Below are 26,197 nucleotides of genomic sequence, written 5' to 3' on the forward strand. Positions count from 1 at the left end.
CACCAAAAAAGAGGCGACCTCTGACCTGCATTAACATAATGTACAGGATTCTTTACAATTAAACCGCTAACCCCCATTTTCATTTATTGCGGTGTCTGACAAGACATGGGGGTTTTGAACAACCTCTTAAACGAATCCATCCCCAAAGCGGGGAGGATTCCCCTTAACAGGCAGTAAGCTCTAGCTTCAAAATTTTATGTAAACAAAAAGAGAGGTTGGCGCAACTGCCTTAAAGGCCGATTCTGTTCGGGCCTGCAGGATGCAGGTCACAAAGGCGTTACAACACGATGTTGTGAACTTAGCCTTTGTTCCTTATATTCAGTGGAGAAAAGCACTCCACTGAATGAAGTTTCACTTTATCCCGCATATAACAGACAGTAAAACCCCTGAGAAAACAGGGTTTAACTGCCTGTAAATGTCCGATTCTGTTCGGGCCTGCAGGATGCAGGTCACAAAGGCGTTACAACACGATGTTGTGAACTTAGCCTTTGTTCCTTATATTCAGTGGAGAAAAGCATTCCACTGAATGAATTTTCACTTTATTTTTTCTTTTTCAGCCAGAAGATGCCGATACCAATTAGAATGAGTGGCCAGAGCCGATCAAGCCATGCCATGACGTCATAAACCCAGTGAAATGCTGCAGGCAGGCGGACAGATAGAATCAGGAAAACAGAAAGGGAACTGATCACAATACCGACGAAGAGCCCCCGCCTTGTTCTCAGGCTGCGGACGATAAACGCTATCCCGACCAATAATGGATACACGGCCCAGTGATCAATCCAGAACGGATAGTGGCTAAGTCCGTGTAAATGGATGCCGAGCCCCAGCACAATCGTTCCGCTAAACAAATGCTGGTAATCTTTAGCAGTATAGCTATGAATAAGTAATGCCATTCCGATTATAATAAGCAGTGTTGGCCAGGAATAAAAATCGGTTATAATCGGAATGTCAAATTCGCGCAACAAAAAGAAAACGCCAACGCCAATCAATACGTATGCCGCAAATGAATGTTGTCGTTTCAAACTGACCACCTTCCTCCCCTGTCATCCTTAAGCGTCTGAAGCTTTAATCCGCACAGATTGTCTGCCCTAGTATATTTCTTGCGTCTCACATAAGCGTGTGATAAGGTACAAACGGATTGACATACAATGGATCATGAAATGACTTGGTTTTTTGTTTCAAAATCTGTTCACATTTTAAGACAATATCATCACGTGTCCATGTTATAATGAAGATTAACTGATGATTTTGTTGGGGGTATTAGCGTGCATTTACTTAAAGTTGGTTTTAATTACAAATCAGCCCCGCTGGAAATCAGAGAACGGTATGTTATTTCCGAAGATATGATTGATCAGGCGATGGTACAGCTGAAGGAACGGAAAAGCATCCTGGAAAACGTGATTATTTCCACCTGTAACCGGACAGAAGTCTATGCAGTGGTTGATCAGGTACATACAGGACGTTATTATATTAAACAATTTCTGGCAGATTGGTTTCAGGTCGATAAAGAAACAATTGCCCCATATTTGCGCATATTGGAAAGTGATGCAGCGGTTGACCATTTGTTCCGGGTTGCCTCAGGTGTTGACTCGATGGTCTTAGGCGAAACTCAAATACTGGGACAGCTGAAACATGTATTCTTGACGGCTCAGGATAAGCAAACGACCGGCACGATTTTTAATGAACTGTTCAAGCAGGCCATCACATTTGCCAAGAAGGCACACAAAGAAACAGCGATTGGCGAACATGCCGTATCCGTCAGTTATGCGGCGGTGGAATTGGCCAGGAAAATTTTTGGTGATTTACAGAAAAAGCACGTTATCATTAACGGTGCCGGCAAAATGGGCGAATTGGCCGCTAAAAATATTCACGGCTCTGGTGCCACTAATATAACGGTTGTCAACCGGACATTTGCCAAAGCCGAGGCGCTTGCGGAAACATTTCAGGGAGAGGCGAAACCTGCTGAACAATTATATGAACTGCTGGCAGATGCAGATATCCTGATTAGTTCAACTGGCTCTGATTCAACTGTATTAACAAAGGAATCGGTTGAAGCTTTTCAAAAAAGCCGCAAAGGCAGACCGCTATTCTTGGTTGATATTGCTGTTCCGAGAGATTTGGATCCGGGGATCAGTGAGCTGGATAATGTATTCCTGTACGATATCGATGATCTTCAGCATATCGTGGATGAAAATCTGGAAGCCAGGAAAGCGGCAGCGGAAAACATCGAACTTATGATTGAAGGCGAAATCGTTGCGTTTAATGAGTGGGTTCAGACACTTGGCGTCGTTCCGGTTATTTCGGCCCTGCGGCAAAAAGCGTTGTCCATTCAGGCGGAAACAATGAAAAGTATTGAACGGAAAATCCCGGATTTAACGGCACGTGAGAGAAAAGTATTGAACAAACATACGAAGAGCATTGTTAATCAGTTGTTAAAACAGCCAGTTACACAGGCTAAAGAATTGGCTGCAACCAATCAGAAAGAAGAAGCCCTGCAGCAATTTGTCGCGATTTTCGGGATAGAAGATGACGTGAAAGAAGAACTGCAACGGCAGGCAAAAAAGAATGGCTCCACCATAAATGAAACAGCTGAAAACGTGCCCTTTTCCACCATGAACAGTCTATCGGCCCGGTAGAATGAAAGGACTTCCACGATGGATGACGTAAAATGGCTTTATGAAATCATGCTGATCATTTATGGCTTGAGCCTGGTAGGGTACTTTATAAATATTATCCAAAATAACCGGAAGGCGAGCAGCATAGCCTTCTGGTTGCTTAGTATGGTTTGGCTTCTGCAAACCGTTTTTTTATTACAGCAAGTCATTGTGGCGAAACGTTTTCCGGTTTTGACCTTGTATGATGGTTTATCTTTTTATGCCTGGATACTGATTGCCTTTTCGCTCATTCTCAGTAAATGGTCTCGCATGCCATTTATGCTGTTTTTAATTAATCTGCTTGGTTTTTTCATTCTTTTATTATCGATTTCCACGAATGCTGCAGAACATATGCAGGGACCAGGCATAGAACTGGTTCACGAAATGCTGATAGCCCATGTCACACTGGCTATTATGGCATACGGATTTTTCACCGTATCATTTATTTTTTCGCTCATGTATCTCATCCAATACCGATTTTTGAAGCAAAAAAAAGGGTTCCGCTGGGTTCGGCGGATTGGTGATCTGACACAGCTCGATATGTACTCCTTCAAATCTGTAACAGTCGGGGTCCCGCTATTGACCATTGCCATTATACTCGGGGTGGGCTGGGCGTATGCCGCAGATGCTGAATTTTACTGGTTTGATTTGAAGACAATCGGATCACTGCTTGTACTTGGTGTTTATACATTATACCTCTTGCTGCGACTGGGGAAAGGCTATCAAGGGAAAGCCATATCGACCTATAACGTGGCAGCATTTCTCATATTATTGATTAACTTCTTTTTGTTCAGCAATCTATCGAATTTTCATTTACAATAGAAACTGAGGAGGAATCCGGATGCGTCGTATTGTTGTTGGGACGAGAAAAAGTAATCTGGCATTAACCCAGACAGAATGGGTGATTGACCAGCTGAAAAAAGCCGGGATCACCAACGAATTTGAAGTGAAAAAAATTGTCACCAAAGGCGATCAGATTCTTGATGTCACCTTGTCAAAAGTTGGTGGTAAGGCTCTTTTTGTTAAGGAAATCGAACGAGCCATGTATGAAAAAGAGATTGATCTGGCCGTCCACAGCATGAAAGATATGCCGTCTGAAATGCCAGAGGGACTTGTGATCACAACGATTCCGGTCAGGGAGGATCACCGTGATGCCTATATCGCCAAAAATAATATACCGTTAAAGGATCTGCCGGCAGGATCGATTGTCGGTACAAGCAGTTTAAGACGGAAGGCGCAAATTTTGGCGGAACGGCCTGATCTGGAGATTAAATGGATCAGGGGCAATATTGAATCACGTATCCGGAAATTGCATGAAGAAGATTATGATGCGATTATTTTAGCGGTATCTGGTTTGAAGCGTGTCGGGTTAAGTGAAGAACTGATCACGGAATATTTGGAGCCGGATGTGTGTGTCCCTTCAGTCGGACAGGGGGCACTGGCGATTGAATGCCGTGAAGAAGATCATGAGCTACGTGAGCTTTTAGCACGGATAAACGATCAGGATACGGCCCAGACGGTGACAGCGGAAAGAACATTTCTCGGTTTGCTGGAAGGGAGCTGTTCGGTACCAATTGGAGGGTATGCCCGTCTGGAAAATGATGAAATTGCCCTGACAGCTTTTGTCGGCACAACCGACGGCAAAACTGTGCTACGGGAGGATGTGCGCGGAACTGATCCGGAAGCGGTTGGAACAGAAGCAGCAGAAAAATTGATCATTCGTGGTGCCAAAACCATTGTTGATCAAGTCAAACAGGAGCTTGACAGTTAATGGTTTCCGTTTTACAGGGAAAGCGTATTTTAATCACCCGGGAAGAAAAACAGGCAAATGACTTTGCTGACAAGGTGTTGCAGTATGGCGGTATACCCGTGCTAGTACCATTGCTGAAAATCAGGTGTCAGCACAATCAGCCCAATCGACAGCTTCTCCGTAACCGTGACTCGTACAAGTGGTTATTTTTCACGAGTACGAATGGCGTTCACTGTTTTTTTAATCTTTTACATGAGGAGCGAATGGATCATACATGTTTATCAGAAAGCAAATTTGCCGCTGTCGGGCGTAAAACAGCCCAAGCGCTGGAAACTTACGGCTATCAAGCTGATTTTACGCCCACAACCTATAATGCCGAAACCATGACAAACGAATTCTTCGCCAGGCATTCACATCTGGAAGAACCGGTTCTGCTTATCAGGGGGAACCTGTCGCGAGACATACTTCCGAATTGGTTCAATAACCAGGGCATCCGCTATCAGACAATGGAGGTCTATGCAACAGGCTATCATGACGCGATGAAAGATCGATTAAATGCTACATTGAAAAAACATTACCTTGACGCGATGACATTTACCAGTCCGTCATCGGTCGACGCGTTTATGACGATGAAAGACGTCCAGCTTGATAACGCTGTGCCCGTCTGCTGTATCGGTACGACAACAGAAAAACGAGCAGCTGAACTGGGACTCGGCAATCTGATTGTTCCGGATACGTTTACAATTGATGATATGCTGGTCCGATTGGAAAACTATTTCGAACAGAAAGGGTAGATATCATGACACATGAATGGGAATTCAAACGGCATCGACGCCTGCGTTCATCAGCGGCCATGCGGTCACTTGTCCGTGAAAGTCACCTGCAAATGGATGATTTCATTTATCCACTCTTTATCATTGAGGGGAACAATATTAAAAACGAAGTGCCGTCCATGCCAGGTGTTTACCAAATTTCGCTAGACTATGTTAAAGAAGAGATGGCGGAACTGCAATCACTCGGCATTAAAGCGGTCATGCTGTTTGGTGTTCCGAATGAAAAAGACGAACAGGGAACTGGCGCGTTTAGTGAGAGCGGGATTGTTCAGCAGGCAACCCGTCTCATCAAGGAAGAGGTTCCAGAAATGCTCGTCGTAGCTGATACATGCCTATGCGAATATACATCCCATGGCCATTGCGGCGTTATCCACAATCATGATGTCGATAATGATGAATCATTGAAACTGCACGCTAAAACGGCTGTGTCACAAGCCGAGGCAGGGGCGGACATTATTGCGCCTTCCAATATGATGGACGGGTTTGTGACAGTTATTCGTCAGGCGTTGGATGAAGCAGGATTCCACAATATTCCAATTATGTCATATGCTGTCAAATATGCCTCCGCATTTTACGGTCCGTTTCGTGATGCCGCTGATAGCACGCCACAGTTTGGCGACCGTAAAACCTATCAAATGGACCCGTCAAACCGCCGGGAAGCATTAAGAGAAGCAGAGTCAGATATCGCAGAGGGTGCCGACTTTTTGATTGTGAAACCCGCTCTGTCATTTTTGGATATCGTCCGTGATGTGCGCAGTCATGTTAATGCGCCAGTTGTCGCGTATAATGTTAGTGGAGAATATGCCATGGTAAAAGCGGCTGCGTTAAATGGCTGGATTGACGAAAAAGAACTAGTACTTGAAAAATTAACAGCTATGAAACGAGCGGGTGCAGACCTGATCATTTCGTATTTTGCCAAAGATGTGGCAAAATGGCTTCAGGGGTAACGCCGCTAAAGAATAAGGAACAAAGGCTAAATACGACATTGTCCTCGAAAAAGGAAAGCATTTTTCTTCGCGCGATATATTGCTGTCGCAGCTTTCCTTGTCCTGTTGCAACTTTTTTGTGACCTGCTTCCTGCAGGCCTGAACAGAACCGGATTTACTGGCAATTACCCCCATTTTATGGGAGATTAGTACCAGTTAGATGTGTGATAATAATTTTTATTGGGGTGAAGTATGATGCGTCAATTTGAAAAGTCACAGGATGCGTATAAACAAGCGGTTGATTTAATTCCTGGTGGTGTCAATTCACCTGTCCGGGCGTTTAAATCGGTTGGAATGTCGCCAATCTTTATGGAACAGGGAAAAGGTTCTAAAATAACGGATATTGACGGAAATGAATACATTGATTTTGTCCTGAGCTGGGGGCCCTTGATTTTAGGACATGCCGACGATCGTGTCGTATCCGCCTTAAAAGATGCTGCGGAAAAAGGGACAAGCTTTGGGGCATCAACGGTACAGGAAAATAAGCTTGCCGAGCTTATCATCGACCGTGTGCCGTCAATTGAGATGGTGCGAATGGTCAACTCGGGAACAGAGGCGACCATGAGTGCATTGCGGGTTGCCCGCGGGTACACCGGCCGCAACAAAATCCTGAAATTTCAAGGCAACTATCACGGTCATGGTGATTCGCTTCTGATAAAAGCCGGTTCTGGTGTTGCCACTCTCGGACTGCCCGATAGTCCCGGGGTACCGGAATCAATTGCTGAAAATACGATAACGGTTCCATATAACGATATGGAAAGTGTCCGCTATGCCTTTTCTGAATATGGTGAGGAACTGGCCGCTGTCATTGTTGAGCCGGTTTCCGGCAATATGGGCGTTGTTCCACCACAGGAAAACTTCCTACAGGAACTGCGAAAGATCACGGCGGATAATGGCACCCTGCTGATTCTTGATGAAGTGATGACAGGCTTCCGGGTTGGCTATCATGGTGCACAGGGTTATTTTGGTGTGACACCGGATATGACATGTTTAGGGAAAGTGATCGGCGGTGGCCTGCCTGTTGGGGCGTATGGCGGCAGACGCGACATCATTGAAAGTGTTGCGCCTACCGGTTCGATTTATCAGGCAGGTACATTATCCGGTAATCCACTTGCCATGACGGCGGGTTATGAAACGTTGAAAGCCCTCGATGCGTCATCCTATGTTGCGATCAATCAAAAAGTGGATAAACTGGTTGAAGGCTATAAGCAGGCGGCTATCGATTATGACGTTCCGCTCCAGGTTAATCGGGCCGGATCAATGGTTGGCTTTTTCTTTACGAATGAGCCGGTCGTTGATTTCGAAACAGCGCAAAGCGCAAATGTGGACTATTTCGCCCAATACTACCGGGCTATGATTGAAGAGGGCATCTTTTTACCACCATCCCAATTTGAGGGCTTATTCCTGTCCACGGCCCATACCGATGAAGATATTGATAAAGCAATCAAAGCAGCACGCAAAGCGTTTTCCAGTATAGAGAAATAGACACTGACAGAAAAAAGCTATTCCGGCCTTACCGGAATAGCTTTTTTAAAAGATAAGAAACTATAAAATTTTGGGCGACGTTTTCAATAAAGAAATCGGCTACTTCGGTTTCTTTCAATCCGACTTCTGACTTCTGGCATCTGAAAAGACGCGTCAGCGTTTTTTCTTATAAGATCAGAAAGTATAGCATTTCGAATGGAGTCTTCAATCGTGAAATCGGCTGGTTCGCCGATTTCTTCAAGTCTGACTTCCGGCCTCTGACCTCTGGAAAGACGAGGCGGGAGCCGAGTTTTTCTTAGTATACCTTCATAATGAAAAGCTGTTAGCACATCGTTTGTTGTTGGTGTTAAAATTATCGAATTAGCGTATGTCGCGCGACTCCTGCTGGGAAAGCAACGTCATACAAATCATCCTGAAGAAAAGCACCGGACCTTTTTCCATATAAGCGCATATCATCCCGTATAGCGTCATATAGTTGAACTGAGACATATAAGTATATGGAATATATGGAGAAAGGAGGAAATCATTTGGAAAACAACCGGGAAATATTCCGTTTTGACCTTGATGAATCACTTTTTTTTGAGAAAGGACAGGAAGTTGGTGAAATGACAGGCATTTCACTTGACCCGGAAATTGCCATACAGCCACTACATGATTATATATCAATCAGGGGAGTGATTGAACTAACAGGTTCCTATCGAAAAGACCATTTGTCCCAGGATGAAGAAGAGGACGGACTTGAGTTTGATGACCGCCATTCAAAACGATACATTGAAAGGGTCGTCAACCTTGACGATGGCCAGGCTGAATTTACACATCGTTTTCCTGTTGAAATTTCTGTTCCGGCCTATCGCGTAACCGATACGAATGATGTGACCGTCGGTATCGAATCGTTTGATTATGAAATCCCCAATCCAAATCAGTTGAAGCTAAGTTCAACAGTCGAAATACACGGTATCCGAGATGAACCAGCTCATGCATCTGAAAATGACACACAAGCCGAGTCACCTGCTCCGGTCCGGACTGACGAATCGTTTGCCTTTGATTTAAAATTGGATAAGGAAGAAGTGGAACCGGATGAGACCGGTGATACAGGGCCTCCTCCTGTTTTGTCCCAGGAAGGGCTGCAGACGGCTGATCAGCAGCCGGAAGTGGAATCACCTTCTTCGGAAAAAGAACGATGGAAACATAAAAAATCTCAGACACTAGCTGAATTTTTCGGAACCGATCAGAAAGAGAGTCCGGAACAGGCGAAGAACCCACCGGAAGCGGAATCACCTGAGAGTTCAGCGGCGTCACCAGCAGTGGTTGAGTATACAGAGTCAGGTTATGACAATGACAGTTATGAAGGTTATGAAAGTTCGGCGTCCCCAGAGGATGTTCGTTACTTGGCAGACATGTTTAAGGGTGATGGCGACGACGAAACATATACAAAAATGCGCCTGTGTATCGTTCAGGGAAACGATACGGTCGAGTCCATTGCTGAAAGGTATGACATATCCGCACTCCAACTATTAAAACAAAATCGCCTTGCTGAAGACAATTTGGAAGAAGGTCAACTATTATATATTCCATATAAGAAACAGTCATGATCAATGAGGACCCCTTGCTTTGCCGGTAAGGGGTATCTACTTCCTTTAACAATGGGTTAAATCAGGTAGTCTATTATCTGATTCTGGAAAGGTGATGTCGGGGTTCCTTTCAAGAGAAGGTGGTGAAAACGCAGTGTGGTAACCATAAAGAACATATTAAAAGCGTATGGCGTCCATCCGTATCGTATTGAGCAAGTATCACAACGTCTCTATAAAGTGAGTGACGGCCATCATGTCTATGCCCTGAAACATAGCAGATTGACGGAAAATACGGTGGCAGCATGGGAACATGTCTATCATCAGGCATATGCTTTGCAGTTATCAACGATTCTGCCGGTGTACTTAACCCGCCAATCCCACTTATATGTGACAGCAGAAGATTCCTATTATTATCTGACACCATGGATTCCTGACCATCAGCCAAGTTACGAGCAGGTTATCCGCGATGCCTGTGAAGCCATTGGGGAGGTTCATGCCCGGACAAGACGGGTTATTTCAATTGATACAGCCTCCATTATAAGTCATTTTTCAGATTACCAGCGGAAAAACGCCGAATCGTACCATGCCTTATTAAAGTACGTGGACCGGTTTGAACGAAATCGCTATATGTCCCCGTTTGAACTACAGGTTTGTACACATTTCCATGTACTGGTGAAGGTGTTTGCAGAATTGGATCATCATATCGGCCGTTTTATTGATGAGCTAGAAAGCGAGCACGAGTGGTATGGTAGTTTATGTCACGGACATTTAGCGTTATCACATTTCCGCCATCATCGGCAAACATATTTGCTTAATTGGGAACAGGCCGCCTATGACCACCCTGTTGTGGATCTGTCCAGGCTGCTTCACAGTCTGACAAGGCATTATGATCAGCAACCCACACAATTAAGCGATTTATTTTCGGCCTATAACCGGTATAATCCCTTGAAAACAAGTGAAAGACATCTGTTGACGATTTATTTACTGGATCCTTCTCATTACATAGCGCTGATTGATCAATATATTACGAATCATAACCAGCAAACTATGATCAAATGGACCCAATTGCTGGAAGCTGCTTTTCGGCGAATCAAACTCGGCCTTGAGTGGGCCGAACTTGCGGAATTTACTGACGACAGCTCTAAATCGGCTGATGAATCCGAAACCTAAATCCATTCCAAATAAAAAGCAATAAACAACCCGACGAGCGCCCCAAGCAAAAAGACATCCAGAGACGACGGAAAAAGAAGTGTGCGGATTAATTGAAACATTAATATTGGAAGTGTCACTTTTTCAATGACAATGATACAGTTTCTTGCCCATGGTGGCAGTCGGTAGCGATAGTAACGGGCCATATTGCATTCACCTCTTCCTGTATACTGTCATATTCTATGTATATGACAGGCTGTTTTGTGTCATCCTTATGCCAATAGTTGATTTTGTTATTAAAAAACGGTAAAATAAAATCAATATGTATAAGCGATGATTGGGAAGAGTACAGATTGATGACCACGAAGAGAGGGAATGATGGTGGGAATTTCCCGGGTAGTATTATTCTGGAAGGTCGCCCATGATGCTGCTTCTTTGAATTCAGTAGAGGGAGCCGGCTGCTGTCCGTTATCATGTTATGAGAGTGCATGGGTATGGTTTGCCCATGAATAAAGGTGGTACCACGGAATTAGATCCTTTTCGTCCTTTTTTTGGATGGAAGGATTTTTTTAATGGCTCGAAAAAATGCAAAAGGGAGGAATTTTTGATGGGTGCAGAAAATCAAACATCCATGTCATCCAAGTATAATCCGCGTGACATTGAAAAAGACCGTTACCGGTTTTGGGTGGACGGCAAATTTTTTGAGGCGACCGGGGATGGGGCGGGAGAGCCGTTTACCATTGTCATTCCGCCGCCGAACGTGACAGGTCGCCTGCATTTGGGTCATGCGTGGGACACGACAATGCAGGATACGATTTCACGGATGAAGCGGATGCAGGGCTATGATGTGCTATGGCTGCCTGGCATGGACCATGCGGGCATTGCGACTCAGGCAAAAGTGGAAGCCAAACTGAAAGAACAAGGCGAGAACCGGCACGATCTCGGGAGGGAGAAGTTTTTGGACGTTTCCTGGGACTGGAAAGAGGAATATGCTAATTTTATCCGGTCACAATGGGAAAAATTAGGTCTTGGGCTGGATTACTCACGGGAACGGTTCACGCTGGATGACGGATTGTCTGATGCTGTGAGAGAAGTTTTTGTCAGCCTGTATGAAAAAGAACTGATCTACCGTGGCGAATACATTATCAACTGGGATCCGGATACAAAGACGGCTCTTTCTGATATCGAAGTCGAATACGCGGAAGTTCAGGGCAAATTCTACCATATGCGTTATCCGATTAAAGACAGTGATGAAACGATTGAAATCGCTACAACTCGTCCGGAAACGATGCTTGGGGATACAGCGGTTGCGGTACATCCCGATGATGAACGTTATCAGCATTTGATCGGCAAAACGGTTGTCCTGCCAATTGTCGGACGTGAGATGGAAATCGTTGCGGATTCATATGTCGACATGGAAATGGGATCCGGCGCTGTGAAAATAACGCCTGCCCATGATCCGAATGACTTTGAGATTGGTAACCGTCATGATCTTCAGCGCGTCCTGGTCATGCATGAGGATGGATCAATGAATGAAAACGCTGGCCGATATCAGGGGATGGATCGGTTTGAATGCCGGAAACAAATTGTAAAAGATCTACAGGAACAAGGTGTTCTGTTTGACATTGAAGACCATGTGCATCAGGTTGGCCATTCTGAACGGAGTGGCGCGGTTGTTGAGCCGTATTTGTCGACGCAATGGTTTGTGAACATGCAACCACTTGCAGATGCTGCGATTGATCTCCAAAATGATGATGGTAAGGTCCATTTTGTACCGGAGCGGTTTGAGCAGACGTATCTGCATTGGATGGAAAATATCCGTGACTGGTGCATCTCCCGTCAGCTGTGGTGGGGTCATAGGATTCCGGCCTGGTACCATAAAGAGACAGGTGAACTGTATGTCGGCAAAGAAGCACCGGCCGATATTGAAAACTGGGAGCAGGATGAGGATGTGCTCGATACATGGTTTTCTTCTGCACTATGGCCGTTCTCGACAATGGGCTGGCCTGATACAGAAGCAGAAGACTTCAAACGTTATTTCCCGACGGATGTGCTTGTTACCGGATACGATATCATCTTTTTCTGGGTAGCCCGGATGATTTTCCAATCCAGACAGTTCACGGGTAAGCGTCCGTTTAAAGACGTGCTGATCCACGGCCTGATTCGCGATGCAGAAGGGCGGAAGATGAGCAAGTCGCTCGGCAACGGGGTTGACCCAATGGATGTGATTGACAAGTACGGTGCCGATTCATTAAGATATTTCTTATTAACGGGTTCGACACCGGGACAGGATTTGCGCTTCCATTGGGAAAAGGTTGAAGCCACATGGAATTTTGCCAACAAAGTGTGGAATGCTTCCCGTTTTTCTTTAATGAATATGGAAAACTTCAGCTATGCTGATATTGATTTGAACAGGGAAAAGTCACTGGCAGATAAGTGGATTTTGACCCGATTAAATGAAACAATCGAACAGGTTACCAAAAACACGAACAAATATGAATTTGGTGAAGCAGGTCGCCATTTATACAACTTCATCTGGGATGAACTGTGTGACTGGTATATTGAAATGGCCAAACTGCCGCTGTATGGCGATGACGTGGAACAGAAACAGACAACACGTTCAGTTCTCGCTCATGTCCTTGATCAGACGATGCGTATGCTGCATCCCTATATGCCATTTATTACCGAAGAAATCTGGCAACAGCTCCCACACAAGGGGGAATCAATCACGATTGCCAAATGGCCGGAAGCCAACCCTGCATTTCATGATGAAACAGCAGCCAATGAAATGAAGCGGCTCGTTTCCATAATCAAGTCAGTTCGGAATATCCGGGCAGAAGTGGACACGCCATTGTCCAAACAAATCAAGCTGTCTATCAAGACAGAAAATGAAGACATCATGAATGAACTAGACAACAACCGCAGCTATTTGGACCGTTTCTGCAACCCTAGTGAACTAACGATTGCTACCGATGTGGAAGCACCTGAAAAAGCGATGTCAGCGGTTGTCACCGGAGCAGAGTTATTTCTGCCGCTTGAAGGGCTGATTGATTTTGATAAAGAAATCGATCGGCTGGAAAAAGAACTGGCGAAATGGACAAAAGAAGTGGCACGTGTCCAGAAGAAACTGGCAAATGAAGGGTTTGTCACTAAAGCGCCACAACATGTAGTCAATGAGGAACGACAGAAAGAGAACGATTACTTGGAAAAGCAAGCTAAAGTGAAAAAGCGGCTAGAAGAATTAAAGTCATAATTAAGAGAAGCGGAAATTCATTATCATGATGAATTTCCGCTTTTAATGTGTTGGACATAATGTCTTAAAATATTGGTGTCACTGACCGCACTCAACGTACGGGACCCGACAACATCCTCTATTTCATTAAACACAAACCGGCCATTTTGATCCAACAGAAAATCGATTCCAACCATTCCAAACCGAAAGTATTCAGTGATTTGTTTGACCAGGGTGATTTCGTGCTTTGCGAGTGCGTACCAGGTTGCGGAACCGCCAAGTTTATAATTGGCCCGAAAATCGTGTTTGTTGTCGCGGAGAACGGCGCCGATGATATCGGTGCCCACGACAAATACACGCACGTCTTTGCCAAACTGGATATCTCTGGCTGACTGGATGACCAGGTCGTCAGTGAACGGCGTATGTTTTAATTGTTCCCATTCATTTATGTTTGTGACTAAATGCACATCTTTTCCGCTTCTGCCGCTTGCTGTCTTAGTAACAAATGGAAATGGCATCGGCGCCGGACCAGATAAGTCATTTTTTGAGGACCAATAAAGTGTGTTAGCCATTGGTACTGCCAGCTTATTTACATGATGGTGGGTTAAACCTTTATGGTTGCAAATATAGGCTGTCTCAGCATTGTTATAAACCTTGATGCCGAGTTTTTCGAGATGCAAGTTCAGAAGCGGCTCAACAGTACGCACGACCGCAAAATCCGGCAATGTCACAGCCCTGCCGTCAAGCTGTATGGTTGGTTTATTAGCTGTGACACCGGCTGTCAAATCTTCCCTGAGTATTAGCCGGAGTGTTATCTGTTCGTTGGTAGCTGCTTCCTGGAACCAGCGGATAAAGTATTTATTTGTTTCTGCGTCTGTCTTGCTGTAGATTAGCCAGCCTTCCATTGTCATGCCTCATTTCACGTTTGATATAATCAATCATAGCATCTGCCGCATTGATGCCTGTACAATCAAATAGATTGCGAATATGCGCGTTCGAGTTAATTTCACAAATAATCGGGGTATCATCAGGTCCAACTAATAAATCAACGCCGGCAAAATCGGCGCCAATGGCTTTTACCGCCGCAACAGCCAATTGTGCTTCTTCCCATGTTGGGTGATAGGCCTGCATGGTGCCACCAGCTGTGACATTGGATCGAAAATCATTGGCCGAATGCCGAGTCATCGCAGCGACAACTTCATCTCCCACCACATGCAGCCGTTTGTCTTTTCCGAAGCTTGCAGCAATGAATTCTTGAAGCATAAACGAACGTCCTTGCAGCTGTCGTATTTTCTCGGCGAGTTCTTTTCTGGTGTTGACGAGATAAACTTGTTCACCGAACGATCCAAATGCTTCCTTAACAATCATGGGAAACCCCAATAGCTGTATGGCCTGATGATAGTCATCGACATGATCGGTCCCTGTATTGTAAAACGCTTTTGGGGCGATCACTGTTTTGGGCACGGGTAAATGGTGGGCGGCTAACAGCTGGTAAGAGGTGATTTTGTCATCACTTGCTGCAATCGTCTCCGCACGGTTAAAGACAGGGATACCCATCAGTTCAAGCTGTTTTGCCAAATAAATATCTTTGTCGGCAAACACGACAAAATCAGGTTTGCTTGCTCCGGTACTAACCAGGTCGACGCGTCCGGTCGCTAATAATCCCGGCAGCTCGCTATTTTTATAGATAGTTGTCCTAATATGGTGTTTGGCGGCAGCCCGCTGCACCCACTCGGCAAAATCACGAAATTTACTTCCCGGCAGGTAGCCGTTATAGATAATCCATCCGTATAAATCCATTCTATGTCATTCCTTTCCCGTTCAAATTGGCGACATTTATTGCTATAATGTTGCTGTTTAGAAAAACTGCACTAAAACCAAACAGAAATGCGGTGTTCTTGATGTTCGATGATTTTCAGCAGGTGGAAGCATTTCTCCAGAGCCGACGGCAGCATGGCGTCAAACCCGGTCTCAAACGGATTAATCGACTATTGTCCCTCGTGGGTGAACCACAGAAAAAAATGGTTGCCATCCATGTGGCCGGCACTAACGGTAAAGGATCGACCATCCGCTTTATGCAAAAAGCTCTGACGGCGAATGGGTATCACATCGGTGTCTTTCAATCGCCGAGTCTAACAGGCTATACCGGACATATGTTGATTGATGATACCCGTATTCCATGTGGGACATTCATGGGCTATGTCACTAAACTGCTTCCATTTATCCAACAACTCGATGATGAGCACAATCATCCAACAGAATTTGAGATCATAACGGCGGTTGCTTTTTTATATTTTGCTGATAACGCCGATATCGCTTTAATTGAAACCGGTATGGGCGGGCGTGAAGACACCACCAATTGCATTAACCCTATTTTGTCCATTATAACAAATGTGTCGAGAGATCATACGGCCTTTTTGGGGGGGACGCTGGCGGCTATTGCTTGGCAAAAGGCAGGCATTATAAAAGAAAACAGACCGGTGATTGTCGGGGAGATGGGTGATGATGCACGATCGGTCATTGCTCAGGAAGCTTTTGAAGCGAATGCATCGCTGTACTTATCAGGTGAATCGTTCCGGTATGAAGTTGTTGACATCGCAGCGTCTCATCAAACATTCCAATGGATATGCGATTCCGGAAGCAGGAGGGAAATCGTTTTACAGACTACGGGGATGCATCAGGTGAGCAATGCTTCGCTGGCCATCATGGCCCTCAAGCTGCTTGAAGATAAAGGATTCACACTGGATTGGCCGTCATGTATAAATGCTTTAGCTTTTGTCTCTATCCCTGGTCGGTTCGAACAGATACACGGTCTTCCGGCGATAATCCTTGATGGTGCACATAATGCTGGCGGTGTGGAGACATTTACGGATACATTGCAGCGCCACTTTGCTGATATGGAAAGACATCTGATTTTTGCTGCCTTCCGTGATAAAGATTTAAAAACCATGTTGGAGGGTTTGGAACCCCATTTTGCATCGGTTACATTAACGGTATTCGATCATCCCCGCGCTGCAAGCATCCAGCAGCTGCAGCAATACAGCCAGCACCCGGCTGTACAATCCGTAAGTGACTGGCGGGAAGCAGTCAGGCAAATCAGCTTCCAACGGGAAAATACGTGTTACTGTATAACCGGATCATTGCATTTTATTGGGATCGTAAGGAAATACTTTGACGAAATAGTGGGATTATAGCAAACTACTATAATTGTGTAAAAGTTATTAATAAGCTGCTTTACAGGCGTCACGTCTGACTATCCGGCACGCCGTACGGGCCATGAACATTGGTGTCAAACCAAAAGGCGGAAAACAGGGTCGCCGTTTATAATCAGGAATTGCAAACGTCGTGATGCCAGGCATAGACACCATTTGTGTAGGATTATGTTGAAAGATTTTTTGGAAGATAGACAAATATCGCCTTACTTTTTACAGGCCATATGCTAGAGTTGAACAAACTGGCATATGGAGGGGAAATCGTTGAGTAAAGGCAACAAATTGGTCATATGGATGAACGGCAAAAAAACACAATTGACACAAAATGACAAAACCCCGGATGAAAAGCACGCTGTTAAGGAATTCAACGATGAGCATGCTGCTGCCATTGAGGATTCTGATATACCTGAGCTTATCAGGCAGGATGATGATCAGGACAATGAAGTCTATTTCACTCGAAAATCAAAATTTAAAGCGTTTAAACCCTTTTTACTTGCTTCATTATCAGCGATCGTGATTGGCTCTGTTCTAGGCTTTTTTCTGCTTAATATGTTTGTCGGTATCAATGACGACATGAGCCAGCAGGGGGGCAATATGCCTCAAGCTGCAACCGGGGCAGAAGAAGATGAAGCGGATAACCAAAATGATGCCAATGGCAGTACTGGTTCGGACAGTGAGGATTCAACAACAGCTGAGATCGGAGACGTGAGTGCATTTGTACTCCAGGCCGGCAAGTTTGGTGAACAAGCCAATGCAGACGACATGGCAGCAACATTCCAGGATGCAGGCTATCCGGCCGTGGTCTGGGAAAAAGAAGGTTACTTTTACATTTTGTCGGGCATTGCTGGCACAAAACAGCAAGGGGAACAATTGGCAAATGATATGGCTGATGAAGATCTGGAAGTTTATGTCAAAGCGTGGGAAACAGCATCAGCCAAGATGGATCTGCCGAAATCGGAAAAAGAATGGCTACAAACATATGAACAGCAATGGAACGATTCATTGGCTGCAGTAAACGATGGTGACCGGCTTTCAAAAGAGGCATGGGCTAATGTTGTTGATAAAACCCCTGAAAAAACGGAACATATTACGGATTTTGCTGCATTTGTAACGAAACAGCAGCAACAGATGGGTGAAGGAGACAAATGGCAGGACCAGCAGGTATTACTAAGTCTCTGGGAACAGTTTAATCAGCTTACTGTACAGTGATTATATTTGGTGTTGAATTAAAAGAAAAGTATCCAATTTTGTGGTTTGGTAAGACCAACCGGGTGCAAAAGTTATTTTTGTCCGGCGGGTTTTAAAAAAATGATAAGGGCTGGGTCGGTGAAAACGCCTTTTTAAAAAGTTGTCCAATCTGCAGGAAACAGATACGATAAGCGTATCTTATCTCAGGGAGGATTGGAAAAATGACGTCACCAACCATTATGATTAAGGATGTACCGAAAGACGACCGTCCTCGTGAGCGTCTGTTGCAGCATGGACCAGGTCATCTGTCCAATCAGGAGTTGCTTGCCATTCTGATTGGCAGCGGAACAAAGCATGAATCGGTCATGTCCCTTGCGAACCGGGTGTTGATGCACTTTGAAGGATTACATTTATTGAAAGATGCGACGATTGAAGAATTGACGGCCATCAAAGGCATTGGGACTGCCAAGAGTGTGTGGCTGTTATCCGCACTCGAATTGGGCAGGCGCATGAGCCAGTACAAGCCGAATGACCAGTATGTTATTCGCTCGCCGGAAGATGGTGCAGATTATGTTATGGACGAGATGCGAAGCTTGCGGCAGGAGCATTTTGTTGTGCTGTTTTTGAATACAAAAAACCAGATTATCCATCGACAAACGATTTTTATCGGGAGTTTAAATGCATCGATTGTTCATCCGCGTGAAATTTACCGGGAGGCTGTAAAACGGTCAGCTGCTTCGATTATCTGCGCACATAACCACCCCTCAGGAGATCCGGCACCTTCCCAGGAAGACATCCATGTGACACGGCGTTTGGTTGAATCAGGTAAAATGATTGGCATCGAACTTTTGGATCATTTAGTCATCGGTGACCGAAAATTTATTTCTTTAAAGGAAAAAGGATACTTATAACACTATCTATTTTTTTATTTTTTTCGTATAATTGAATAGACGTTTTAAGATAGCGCCAGTTTCTAATGTTTGGATTGAGATTGGCGCTTAATGTGCTTGACCGTATACACGATGATTTACAATTGATTTTAATTCCATTTACAATAATGCATTAAGGGAAACTGCTTGCTTAACGATATATAAGTGCGCCAGGAATGTGCGACAACACGAAAGAGCTATTGGGAAAGGAAGATTCTCTTGGGAAGGTTCAGTTTATCACAGGATTTAGGGGTGGATCTGGGGACTGCCAACACACTCGTTTTTGTGAAGGGAAAGGGTGTGGTTGTACGGGAACCGACCGTGGTTGCCAAAAATATTGAAACAGGCGAAATTGAAGCCGTCGGGAAAGCAGCCAGGAATATGATTGGGCGGACGCCTGGCAATATCTCGGTTGTCCGGCCGATGAAAGACGGCGTGATTGCTGATTATGAAACAACAGCTGTCATGATGAAGTATTTTATTAAAAAAGCGATGAGCAGACGTTCACTGTTTGCCAAAAAACCGAATGTGATGATATGTGTCCCGTCAGGTATTACGATGGTGGAAGAACGGGCTGTCGTTGATGCGACCAAACAGGCCGGGGCAAAAGATGCATTTCCGATTGCCGAGCCGTTCGCAGCGGCTACCGGGGCGGGACTGCCCGTGTGGGAACCGACCGGCAGCATGATTGTCGATATCGGTGGCGGAACAACTGAAGTGGCCGTCATTTCACTTGGTGGTATCGTCACAAGCCGTTCCATCAGGACGGCCGGAGACACAATTGACGATGCTATTATAAACTATATCCGCAAGCAATACAGTTTATTGATTGGTGAACGATCGGCTGAATCGATTAAAATGGATATCGCGACTGCGGGTGAGGTGGAAGAGGATGCAGAACTGGCTATACGGGGCCGTGATCTGCTGACCGGATTGCCAAAGACGATTTCCGTTACATCAAGAGAAGTCGCCATGGCACTGAACGATACCGTTGAAGCGATTGTCAAAGCTGTCAAGGATACACTCGAGAACACACCGCCGGAACTTGCTGCTGATATTATGGACCGGGGAATTGTCCTGACTGGCGGGGGATCCCTTTTACAAAACCTGGATAACGTTATCAGTGAAGAGACACAAATGCCCGTATTTATTACCGAAGAGCCGCTGGAAAGTGTCGCAATCGGAACAGGCAAATCGTTGGAATATATTCAGCATTTCCGCTCCCATCCGAATGTATCTACACGGCCAACAGTTTAGTAAGCAGGTGTTCGTATGAAGATTTTACAAAAAAAAAGGCTGTTTATCCTGTTAATTGGTATTATCGTACTAGTCGCGTTGATTGGCTACTCATTGCAGGACAGGGACGAGACGACGACAGTGGAACAGTTCATTAAAGATACAGTTGGATGGGCGCAGAACATGATACACACACCAGTTGATTACGTTACAGGTATTTTCAAAAACATTGATGATGTCCGGAATACGTATGAAGAAAATAAACGATTGCGTGAAAAAGTTGCTGAATATAAAACCCTGCAGTATGACGTGCAGGAATTGCAAGAAGAGAATGCGGAACTTCGGGAAACTCTAGAAAAAAGCGAATCCATCCGTGAATACGCACCGATTCAGGCATCCGTGATATCCCGGTCACCTGAACGTTGGATTGAGCAGGTGACCATTAATAAAGGAACACAGGATGGTATAAAGGAAAATATGGCGGTCATAACGGCTGAAGGAATGGTCGGCAAAGTGGGGGATAATCCTTCAAAATTCACCTCAACGGTAAAATTATTGACTGGGTTTGATCAGTATAATCGTATATCAGCCACTGTGACACGGGACGACACTGATGATGTTGTCGGTATGATTGAAGGCTATGATGAAGAATCAGATCAGCTATTGTTTCGAATTATCGAGGAATCCGACGACGATTTGGAAGAAGGGGAACTAGTTTTATCTTCCGGTATGGGTGGTGTCTTCCCGTCCGGCTTGCCGATCGGGGAAGTCAAAGAGGTTAAACCTGATCAATATGGGCTGACACGAACAGCATTTGTTGAGCCGGTCGCTGATATGTACGATCTCAATAATGTTATTGTGGTTGATCGCGAGGAATCAGTCGATACCGCGGACGAAACCGGGGAGGATGAAACGGCATGAAACGACTGTTGATTCCGCTCATACTGTTTCTGCTGCTTACGGTGGAAGGTGTGGCGCTAGACATATTGCCGGATTCTCTTGTACAAGGTGATTTCATTTTCGTTGCTCATTGGGTTTTCGTATTTATCGTTCTTCTCGCTATTTTTTATGATCGGGAGGACACCTACTTTTCTGTTTTCTACGGCCTGTTGTTCGGCCTCCTGGTCGATATTGCCTATACTGGGGTATTAGGCGTTTACATGTTCAGCTATGCATTAGGTGCCTACATGGTGCATGGCATGATAAAACTGTTGCATGCCAATTTTTTTGTGACGGTTGTGCTCGGTACGGGAGGATTGATAATGACTGAGGTTCTGATCAATGTCATTTTTTCCTTTACCGGCTTAACGGACATGGGTTGGCAACATTATGCCCTTCACCGGCTGCTGCCGACGGTCATGGCCAACATTTTATTTTTGCTCGCACTTTACCCGATTATGGCCAGGCGACTTGCCGGATGGAAAAAAGAATTATCGGGAATTAGCAGTTTTTAATCGTGTGTAAGTCAAGGTGAAATATTGAGGTGAACGTTTCGTGATTGAGGAGAACCAGACGATAACTATTAAAGGCACAAAAGACGGGTTGACGTTATTCATCGATGACCGTGGTTCGTTTGACCATGTACTGGATGAGCTTGCAGATAAACTGTCGGAATATCACCCCAAAAAAGATGAACCGGTTGTTCCGGTTACGGTGAAATTGGGAAATCGGTATATCAATGATCGACAAAAGCAGCAACTGCACACGTTAATCGGAACTCATAATCGTTTTACGATTGATTTTTTTGATTCCAATGTCATACATCGGGATGAAGCTTTAACTTGGAAAGAAGACAGTGAGGTTAAAGTGGTTAATAAAATTGTGCGATCAGGGCAGGTGCTTGAAAATGTTGGGGATTTATTGCTGATTGGGGACGTCAACCCCGGTGGAAAGGTGATCTCAACCGGCAACATATTTGTTATGGGAAATTTGCTGGGCATTGCGCATGCCGGGGCAAATGATGATCGTCATGCCGTGATTGCTGCCTCTTATATGAAACCGAGCCAGCTCAGAATAGCAGATTATATCAGCCGCGCGCCTGACTATGAATCGGAAGGCGTCTATATGGAATGCGGCCTGATTGATGACGACCAGGATAAAATTGTCATAGATCGGCTGCAAGTCCTTTCCCAGAAACGTAACGATATTAGCGGGTTTGAAAGGAGAATGCTGAATGGGTGAAGCAATAGTTGTGACGTCCGGTAAAGGCGGCGTAGGTAAAACGACCACAACGGCTAACATTGGTACCGCTTTGGCGCTAATGGAAAAAAAGGTTTGTCTAATTGATACGGATATCGGTTTGCGGAATCTTGACGTCATTATGGGTCTGGAAAATCGCATTATATACGATATTGTGGACGTTATCGAAGAACGCTGTAAACTTGGCCAAGCCTTGATCAAAGATAAACGATTTGATGACTTGATGCTTTTACCCGCAGCCCAGACAAGCGATAAAACGGCCGTCACAATGGAAGGCATGAAAAAAATCATTGACGAACTGAAGTTGGACTATGACTATATCATTATCGATTGCCCGGCAGGTATTGAACAAGGGTTTCAAAATGCGATTGCCGGGGCGGATAAAGCCATTGTCATATCCACACCGGAGAAATCCAGTGTCAGGGATGCTGACCGCATTATTGGCTTGTTGGAAAATGAAGACATTGATCCGCCAAGACTGGTTATTAACCGGATCCGTAATCATATGATGAAGAATGGTGATATGCTCGATATTGATGAGATTATCCAAGTCCTTTCGATTGACCTGCTTGGTATTGTCATTGATGATGATGCGGTTATTAAAGCTTCAAACAACGGTGAACCCATTGCGCTTCAGGGAAGTTCCAAAGCTTCTGTAGCCTATCGGAATATTGCTCGAAGAATATTGGGGGAAACCGTTCCGCTTCAGTCGCTGGAAGATGAAAAAGGGATGTTTCAAAAGGTGAAACAGTTTTTCGGTATCCGGTCATGATTCTATAAAACACATGCTGTCAAGTTTCACAAAGCTACAGCATGTTTTTTTGCTTATTGTAACCCTTCTGACATAACTTCATCTCGCAACTCATACACTTGTACAAAAGATCGTAGGGGTTGTGAGCCAAATGAGTAAAGGAATTAGAAAAGTAAGGAAATCAATCAATCAGCGAAAAAAAATGCGTGAGCTGTCGTCCGGGCAAACAACGTCAAAACGTATTATGCCCTCATCCTTTCCCCAGGAAGAAGAAAAGCACGGGTATTTTCCCGTTTTCACTGATGATGCGCCTTCGTCCAAACAAACAAGTCGCCAAATGTCCGGGTTTGTGATTAAAGGCATGTTATCGGTAATGCTTTTCTTTGCGGTTGCATTGTTATGGCAGACAGATTCAGAGTTGTTTGCCGGTACTAAAAAATGGACGGCAACAGCATTTACAGAGGAATTCCCGTTTGCTCGTATTAATCTGTGGTATCAGGAAACATTTGGGGAGCCAATGGCAATATCTTCTCAATCTACTGACGAAGGACAGGCAATGGCCCTTCCGGTGAATGGCGCTGTTTCCGAATCGTTCCAGGCAAATGGAACAGGCGTTATGTTGGCACCTGAAGACGATACGGACGTTTCAGCTTTACAGGGGGGGGTGGTCACCTTTGCCGGAAATGACCGGGAGGTGGGCAAAACCGTGATTGTCCAGCATGCCGATGATAGTGAAACGGTCTATGGAAATTTGAGTTCCATAGATGTTCATTTATATCAGTTTATCGACAGTGGACAAAAACTCGGCAGATTTACGCCGGATGCCGACAATCAAAACGTCTATTTCGCAATTGAAAAAGACAATACGTACATCGACCCTGTCCAGGTGATCCAAGTTGATGACACGCCATAAATGGTTGCCGCCTGTTCATCTTCACCCGATTCTAATCGTCTTTATTCTCATTTCTTTTTTGACCGGTACGTTTATTGAACTGATGACGATATTGGCGATTGTGCTGGTCCATGAACTCGGACACTATGCAGCGGCCAGATGGTTCAGATGGCGTATACGCGGTGTTATGTTGTGGGTGTTTGGCGGTGTGATGGATACGGATGAGCAAGGGACAAGACCTTTTCGTGAAGAAGTCATTGTGACACTTGCCGGCCCGGCGCAGCATCTGTTTATTTATCTGTTGTTATTTGTCCTGTCTGGTAGTCAGATCGTCTTGCCGTCAGTTATCGAGACGGCATACGTTTATAATACGGTGATTCTGCTGTTTAATTTGTTGCCGATCTGGCCGTTGGACGGTGGTAAGCTGTTGTTCTTGTTTTTGTCAGAGCGCTTGCCATATCGTAAAGCGTATGATTCGATTATTTTGTTTTCGTTATGGCTGAATGTGGCTTTAGTGCTTGTATTGCTGTTTTTTGTTCCGTTTACACTGAGTGCTTTTCTCCTGTTCATGTTTTTGCTGATGGAAAACAGAAACGATTGGAAACAGCGCTATTACGTATTTATGCGATTTCTGCTGCAGCGATACCAGGGAAGAGTGCATGCTAACCAGGTACAGCCAATTGAAGTGTCCCATCGTCATAAGCTGATTGATGTTTTCAACTGTTTTCACCGGGACAGAGCCCATACCGTATATGTGACAATCCCCGGAAACAGCCGACAATCATTGGATGAAATGGAATGCCTCCACAGTTACTTCCATGAACGGAATTACCGGAAATCAATTGGGGAGCTTGTCAGTCATGTATCGTAACCCATTGAAAGTGTTTACGAGAAGGGACAACATAACAACAATCAATATGTAAAGAGCCAAAAAAACAAAGGTTGAGAGAGCTTACCGCAAATACGTGACCCACTCTTATTGAGATCAAGTCTTGACAAGCGATTTCGTATCATGGTAATATTTATACGTTATTCATCGTAGCACCAGTGCTACAACCGCTCAGAACAGGTCACAAACATCCTTAACAGGATGACCTGCATGGCGAGTCTTGGTAATTAGGGAGGTGCAAGTATGTACGCAATTATTGAAACAGGTGGAAAACAGATTAAAGTTACTGAAGGACAGGAAGTTTATGTCGAAAAAGTAACGGCTGATACTGACGAATCGGTTACCTTTGATAAAGTTCTATTCGTTGGCGGCGACGATGTCAAGGTAGGGGAGCCATATGTTGATGGTGCAACTGTTACGGCTAAAGTCGAAAAGCATGGCCGCCAGAAAAAGATTGATGTTTTCAAATATAAGCCGAAAAAAAATTATTCCCGCAAACAAGGCCATCGTCAACCATATACTAAATTGGTCATTGATAAAATCAATGCATAAAGGTGTATTATGATCAATGTCATTGTCAAAAGGCATAACAGTCAAATAAAACAGTTCGAATTATCCGGACATGCTGCAAGCGGTCCTTATGGCTATGATCTAGTGTGTGCGGGTGTTTCGGCTGTTTCGTTTGGGTCTGTCAATGCGGTCATGACATTAAGCGGTGAAGATTTGGAAATCGACCAGGGAGATGAGGGTGGTTTTCTACGGGTGACGGTACCTGCCGGCATACCGGTTGAAACAATGAAAAACATTCAACTTCTGCTTGAAGGCATGCTTGTTTCCCTGAAAACCATTGAACAGGAATACAATGAATTTATTAATATTCAGGATCAATAAGGAGGTGTAGTAGAATGCTACGTTTGGATTTACAATTTTTCTCACAGAAAAAAGGAGCCGGTAGTACTAAAAACGGTCGTGATTCCGAATCGAAACGCCTTGGTGCCAAGCGTGCCGACGGTCAATTCGTAAACGGCGGATGCATCCTTTACCGTCAACGTGGTACAAAAGTTTATCCGGGTGTGAATGTAGGCCGGGGTGGAGACGATACATTGTTTTCCAAAATTGACGGTGTTGTCAAATATGAACGCATTGGCCGCGACCGTAAAAAAGTCAGTGTTTACCCGACAGCTAAAGAAGCATAAGTTTAGCTCGTTGAATGAATAAACAAACTCCAGTCAGTCTTTGGC

The 26,197-nt window shown here is 44.8% G+C and carries 26 protein-coding genes and 2 other annotated features; of the genes, 22 read left to right on the forward strand and 4 right to left on the reverse strand.

Features of this window, described 5'->3' with window-relative positions; translation table 11 throughout:
- Positions 1 to 539: 539 nt before the first annotated feature.
- Positions 540 to 1,031, reverse strand: coding sequence for a LiaI-LiaF-like domain-containing protein (locus ACFQ4A_RS14580; RefSeq protein ID WP_382401919.1), 492 nt, complete (start codon positions 1,029 to 1,031; stop codon positions 540 to 542).
- Positions 1,032 to 1,265: 234 nt separating this feature from the next.
- Between ACFQ4A_RS14580 and hemA the strand changes: the two genes are divergently transcribed.
- The 8 genes from hemA (at position 1,266) to ACFQ4A_RS14620 (ending at position 10,449) form a co-directional block, all read left to right on the forward strand.
- A complete protein-coding gene (gene hemA / locus ACFQ4A_RS14585; protein ID WP_382401921.1) occupies positions 1,266 to 2,636 on the forward strand; it encodes a glutamyl-tRNA reductase in 1,371 nt (456 codons plus the stop codon).
- Positions 2,637 to 2,654: 18 nt separating this feature from the next.
- On the forward strand, positions 2,655 to 3,476 hold the full coding sequence (locus ACFQ4A_RS14590; protein WP_382401923.1) for a cytochrome C assembly family protein: 822 nt from the start codon (positions 2,655 to 2,657) through the stop codon (positions 3,474 to 3,476).
- Positions 3,477 to 3,495: 19 nt separating this feature from the next.
- Entirely contained in the window at positions 3,496 to 4,425 is a 930-nt protein-coding gene (hemC, locus tag ACFQ4A_RS14595; protein ID WP_382401925.1) for a hydroxymethylbilane synthase, read from the forward strand.
- Positions 4,425 to 5,198: a uroporphyrinogen-III synthase gene (locus tag ACFQ4A_RS14600; RefSeq protein ID WP_382401927.1), complete on the forward strand. Its 774-nt coding sequence runs from the start codon at positions 4,425 to 4,427 to the stop codon at positions 5,196 to 5,198. The genes hemC and ACFQ4A_RS14600 overlap by 1 nt, the downstream gene beginning before the upstream one ends.
- 5 nt (positions 5,199 to 5,203) lie before the next feature.
- Positions 5,204 to 6,184, forward strand: coding sequence for a porphobilinogen synthase (gene hemB, locus ACFQ4A_RS14605; protein ID WP_382401928.1), 981 nt, complete (start codon positions 5,204 to 5,206; stop codon positions 6,182 to 6,184).
- 234 nt (positions 6,185 to 6,418) lie between these two features.
- A complete protein-coding gene (hemL, locus tag ACFQ4A_RS14610; RefSeq protein WP_382401929.1) occupies positions 6,419 to 7,708 on the forward strand; it encodes a glutamate-1-semialdehyde 2,1-aminomutase in 1,290 nt (429 codons plus the stop codon).
- Between the two features lie 527 nt (positions 7,709 to 8,235).
- Complete coding sequence (spoVID, locus tag ACFQ4A_RS14615; protein WP_382401931.1) at positions 8,236 to 9,300, forward strand: stage VI sporulation protein D; 1,065 nt, start codon at positions 8,236 to 8,238, stop codon at positions 9,298 to 9,300.
- Between the two features lie 135 nt (positions 9,301 to 9,435).
- Positions 9,436 to 10,449 (forward strand): phosphotransferase, encoded by a 1,014-nt coding sequence (locus tag ACFQ4A_RS14620; RefSeq protein WP_382401933.1) that lies wholly within the window; start codon positions 9,436 to 9,438, stop codon positions 10,447 to 10,449.
- Here the strand turns inward: ACFQ4A_RS14620 and ACFQ4A_RS14625 are convergent.
- Positions 10,446 to 10,634, reverse strand: coding sequence for a hypothetical protein (locus tag ACFQ4A_RS14625; protein WP_382401935.1), 189 nt, complete (start codon positions 10,632 to 10,634; stop codon positions 10,446 to 10,448). The genes ACFQ4A_RS14620 and ACFQ4A_RS14625 overlap by 4 nt on opposite strands.
- 118 nt (positions 10,635 to 10,752) lie before the next feature.
- Positions 10,753 to 10,979, forward strand: a binding site (T-box leader).
- 56 nt (positions 10,980 to 11,035) lie between these two features.
- Between ACFQ4A_RS14625 and ACFQ4A_RS14630 the strand changes: the two genes are divergently transcribed.
- Positions 11,036 to 13,681, forward strand: a complete 2,646-nt coding sequence (locus ACFQ4A_RS14630) for a valine--tRNA ligase (RefSeq protein ID WP_382401937.1) — start codon at positions 11,036 to 11,038, stop codon at positions 13,679 to 13,681.
- A 23-nt stretch (positions 13,682 to 13,704) separates the two neighbouring features.
- Here ACFQ4A_RS14630 and ACFQ4A_RS14635 read toward each other — a convergent pair whose 3' ends face one another.
- Complete coding sequence (locus ACFQ4A_RS14635) at positions 13,705 to 14,565, reverse strand: ATP-grasp domain-containing protein (protein WP_382401939.1); 861 nt, start codon at positions 14,563 to 14,565, stop codon at positions 13,705 to 13,707.
- Complete coding sequence (locus tag ACFQ4A_RS14640; protein ID WP_382401941.1) at positions 14,519 to 15,460, reverse strand: ATP-grasp domain-containing protein; 942 nt, start codon at positions 15,458 to 15,460, stop codon at positions 14,519 to 14,521. Before ACFQ4A_RS14640 ends, ACFQ4A_RS14635 begins: the two co-directional genes overlap by 47 nt.
- Before the next feature lie 101 nt (positions 15,461 to 15,561).
- Between ACFQ4A_RS14640 and ACFQ4A_RS14645 the strand changes: the two genes are divergently transcribed.
- From ACFQ4A_RS14645 to rpmA, 13 genes are all read left to right on the forward strand, one after another.
- On the forward strand, positions 15,562 to 16,854 hold the full coding sequence (locus ACFQ4A_RS14645) for a bifunctional folylpolyglutamate synthase/dihydrofolate synthase (protein WP_382401943.1): 1,293 nt from the start codon (positions 15,562 to 15,564) through the stop codon (positions 16,852 to 16,854).
- A 282-nt stretch (positions 16,855 to 17,136) separates the two neighbouring features.
- Complete coding sequence (locus ACFQ4A_RS14650) at positions 17,137 to 18,081, forward strand: SPOR domain-containing protein (protein WP_382401945.1); 945 nt, start codon at positions 17,137 to 17,139, stop codon at positions 18,079 to 18,081.
- A 200-nt stretch (positions 18,082 to 18,281) separates the two neighbouring features.
- On the forward strand, positions 18,282 to 18,971 hold the full coding sequence (gene radC / locus ACFQ4A_RS14655; protein WP_382401947.1) for a RadC family protein: 690 nt from the start codon (positions 18,282 to 18,284) through the stop codon (positions 18,969 to 18,971).
- A 237-nt stretch (positions 18,972 to 19,208) separates the two neighbouring features.
- Entirely contained in the window at positions 19,209 to 20,246 is a 1,038-nt protein-coding gene (locus tag ACFQ4A_RS14660; RefSeq protein ID WP_382401949.1) for a rod shape-determining protein, read from the forward strand.
- A gap of 15 nt (positions 20,247 to 20,261) precedes the next feature.
- Positions 20,262 to 21,146 (forward strand): rod shape-determining protein MreC, encoded by an 885-nt coding sequence (gene mreC, locus ACFQ4A_RS14665; protein ID WP_382401951.1) that lies wholly within the window; start codon positions 20,262 to 20,264, stop codon positions 21,144 to 21,146.
- The gene (mreD, locus tag ACFQ4A_RS14670) at positions 21,143 to 21,679 is read left to right on the forward strand and encodes a rod shape-determining protein MreD (protein WP_382401953.1); all 537 of its coding nucleotides are present in this window, start codon (positions 21,143 to 21,145) and stop codon (positions 21,677 to 21,679) included. Before mreC ends, mreD begins: the two co-directional genes overlap by 4 nt.
- A 40-nt stretch (positions 21,680 to 21,719) precedes the next feature.
- Positions 21,720 to 22,406, forward strand: a complete 687-nt coding sequence (gene minC / locus ACFQ4A_RS14675; RefSeq protein WP_382401955.1) for a septum site-determining protein MinC — start codon at positions 21,720 to 21,722, stop codon at positions 22,404 to 22,406.
- Entirely contained in the window at positions 22,399 to 23,196 is a 798-nt protein-coding gene (gene minD, locus ACFQ4A_RS14680; RefSeq protein WP_382401957.1) for a septum site-determining protein MinD, read from the forward strand. Before minC ends, minD begins: the two co-directional genes overlap by 8 nt.
- Positions 23,197 to 23,326: 130 nt before the next feature.
- On the forward strand, positions 23,327 to 24,088 hold the full coding sequence (locus tag ACFQ4A_RS14685) for a peptidoglycan DD-metalloendopeptidase family protein (RefSeq protein WP_382401959.1): 762 nt from the start codon (positions 23,327 to 23,329) through the stop codon (positions 24,086 to 24,088).
- Complete coding sequence (locus tag ACFQ4A_RS14690) at positions 24,075 to 24,938, forward strand: site-2 protease family protein (protein ID WP_382401961.1); 864 nt, start codon at positions 24,075 to 24,077, stop codon at positions 24,936 to 24,938. Before ACFQ4A_RS14685 ends, ACFQ4A_RS14690 begins: the two co-directional genes overlap by 14 nt.
- A gap of 173 nt (positions 24,939 to 25,111) precedes the next feature.
- Positions 25,112 to 25,187, forward strand: a sequence feature (ribosomal protein L21 leader region).
- A gap of 12 nt (positions 25,188 to 25,199) precedes the next feature.
- The gene (rplU, locus tag ACFQ4A_RS14695; protein WP_382401963.1) at positions 25,200 to 25,508 is read left to right on the forward strand and encodes a 50S ribosomal protein L21; all 309 of its coding nucleotides are present in this window, start codon (positions 25,200 to 25,202) and stop codon (positions 25,506 to 25,508) included.
- A 9-nt stretch (positions 25,509 to 25,517) separates the two neighbouring features.
- Positions 25,518 to 25,847 carry a ribosomal-processing cysteine protease Prp gene (locus tag ACFQ4A_RS14700; RefSeq protein ID WP_382401964.1) on the forward strand — a complete coding sequence of 110 codons (330 nt, stop codon included), beginning with the start codon at positions 25,518 to 25,520 and terminating at the stop codon, positions 25,845 to 25,847.
- A gap of 14 nt (positions 25,848 to 25,861) precedes the next feature.
- Complete coding sequence (rpmA, locus tag ACFQ4A_RS14705; RefSeq protein ID WP_382401965.1) at positions 25,862 to 26,152, forward strand: 50S ribosomal protein L27; 291 nt, start codon at positions 25,862 to 25,864, stop codon at positions 26,150 to 26,152.
- Positions 26,153 to 26,197 lie beyond the last annotated feature (45 nt).

The sequence above is a fragment of the Lentibacillus salinarum genome, from assembly GCF_042679865.1.
Lineage (GTDB): Bacteria > Bacillota > Bacilli > Bacillales > Amphibacillaceae > Lentibacillus > Lentibacillus salinarum.

Excerpts from the sequence above, each read along its gene's own strand:
- minD (WP_382401957.1), top strand. The coding sequence starts at position 22,399 with ATGGGTGAAGCAATAGTTGTGACGTCCGGTAAAGGCGGCGTAGGTAAA.
- ACFQ4A_RS14600 (WP_382401927.1), top strand. The coding sequence starts at position 4,425 with ATGGTTTCCGTTTTACAGGGAAAGCGTATTTTAATCACCCGGGAAGAA.
- radC (WP_382401947.1), top strand. The coding sequence starts at position 18,282 with ATGACGTCACCAACCATTATGATTAAGGATGTACCGAAAGACGACCGT.
- ACFQ4A_RS14685 (WP_382401959.1), top strand. The coding sequence starts at position 23,327 with ATGAGTAAAGGAATTAGAAAAGTAAGGAAATCAATCAATCAGCGAAAA.
- ACFQ4A_RS14700 (WP_382401964.1), top strand. The coding sequence starts at position 25,518 with ATGATCAATGTCATTGTCAAAAGGCATAACAGTCAAATAAAACAGTTC.
- ACFQ4A_RS14645 (WP_382401943.1), top strand. The coding sequence starts at position 15,562 with ATGTTCGATGATTTTCAGCAGGTGGAAGCATTTCTCCAGAGCCGACGG.
- ACFQ4A_RS14630 (WP_382401937.1), top strand. The coding sequence starts at position 11,036 with ATGGGTGCAGAAAATCAAACATCCATGTCATCCAAGTATAATCCGCGT.
- ACFQ4A_RS14590 (WP_382401923.1), top strand. The coding sequence starts at position 2,655 with ATGGATGACGTAAAATGGCTTTATGAAATCATGCTGATCATTTATGGC.
- mreD (WP_382401953.1), top strand. The coding sequence starts at position 21,143 with ATGAAACGACTGTTGATTCCGCTCATACTGTTTCTGCTGCTTACGGTG.
- hemB (WP_382401928.1), top strand. The coding sequence starts at position 5,204 with ATGACACATGAATGGGAATTCAAACGGCATCGACGCCTGCGTTCATCA.
- mreC (WP_382401951.1), top strand. The coding sequence starts at position 20,262 with ATGAAGATTTTACAAAAAAAAAGGCTGTTTATCCTGTTAATTGGTATT.
- ACFQ4A_RS14625 (WP_382401935.1), bottom strand. The coding sequence starts at position 10,634 with ATGGCCCGTTACTATCGCTACCGACTGCCACCATGGGCAAGAAACTGT.
- hemL (WP_382401929.1), top strand. The coding sequence starts at position 6,419 with ATGCGTCAATTTGAAAAGTCACAGGATGCGTATAAACAAGCGGTTGAT.
- rpmA (WP_382401965.1), top strand. The coding sequence starts at position 25,862 with ATGCTACGTTTGGATTTACAATTTTTCTCACAGAAAAAAGGAGCCGGT.
- ACFQ4A_RS14690 (WP_382401961.1), top strand. The coding sequence starts at position 24,075 with ATGACACGCCATAAATGGTTGCCGCCTGTTCATCTTCACCCGATTCTA.
- ACFQ4A_RS14635 (WP_382401939.1), bottom strand. The coding sequence starts at position 14,565 with ATGGAAGGCTGGCTAATCTACAGCAAGACAGACGCAGAAACAAATAAA.
- hemC (WP_382401925.1), top strand. The coding sequence starts at position 3,496 with ATGCGTCGTATTGTTGTTGGGACGAGAAAAAGTAATCTGGCATTAACC.
- ACFQ4A_RS14640 (WP_382401941.1), bottom strand. The coding sequence starts at position 15,460 with ATGGATTTATACGGATGGATTATCTATAACGGCTACCTGCCGGGAAGT.
- rplU (WP_382401963.1), top strand. The coding sequence starts at position 25,200 with ATGTACGCAATTATTGAAACAGGTGGAAAACAGATTAAAGTTACTGAA.